The organism is Robertmurraya mesotrionivorans (assembly GCF_050971805.1).
Taxonomy (GTDB): domain Bacteria; phylum Bacillota; class Bacilli; order Bacillales; family Cytobacillaceae; genus Robertmurraya_A.
The window spans coordinates 1-595 of the sequence record NZ_JBPCCH010000062.1; the positions used below are offsets into that span (position 1 = coordinate 1).

The 595-nt window shown below is 46.7% G+C and carries 4 tRNA genes; all 4 read left to right on the forward strand.

From position 1 onward, the window contains the following. Nucleotides 1-207: 207 nt before the first annotated feature. Nucleotides 208-283: transfer RNA gene (locus ACRX5O_RS25265), tRNA-Thr, on the forward strand. A gap of 7 nt (nucleotides 284-290) precedes the next feature. After that, nucleotides 291-366, forward strand: a tRNA-Lys gene (locus ACRX5O_RS25270). Between the two features lie 35 nt (nucleotides 367-401). Next, nucleotides 402-486 (forward strand) — tRNA-Leu (locus tag ACRX5O_RS25275). A gap of 34 nt (nucleotides 487-520) precedes the next feature. Next, nucleotides 521-595, forward strand: a tRNA-Gly gene (locus ACRX5O_RS25280).

The window sequence follows — 595 nt, forward strand, 5'->3', positions numbered from 1 at the left end:
AGGATTAGCTCAGCTGGGAGAGCACCTGCCTTACAAGCAGGGGGTCGGCGGTTCGATCCCGTCATCCTCCACCAAAACTTTTTTCACGATAGTGAAAAATAGTTATCCGAAATTCGCGAAGCGAAAATATTTATCCTTCACGAAGTGAAAATAACTATCCATTTAAATGATTTTCCTTCACAAAGTGAAGATAACTAATCATTGTTTGCCGGCGTAGCTCAATTGGTAGAGCAACTGACTTGTAATCAGTAGGTTGGGGGTTCAAGTCCTCTCACCGGCACCATTTGTACGAGCCATTAGCTCAGTCGGTAGAGCATCTGACTTTTAATCAGAGGGTCGAAGGTTCGAGTCCTTCATGGCTCACCAAAGTTTTTTGCTTCAGCAAAATAACTTTCCATTATGCGGGTGTGGCGGAATTGGCAGACGCACTAGACTTAGGATCTAGCGCCGCAAGGCGTGGGGGTTCGACTCCCTTCACCCGCACCAAAGTTTTTTGCGATAGCAAAATAACTTACCATATGCGGAAGTAGTTCAGTGGTAGAATACAACCTTGCCAAGGTTGGGGTCGCGGGTTCGAATCCCGTCTTCCGCTCCA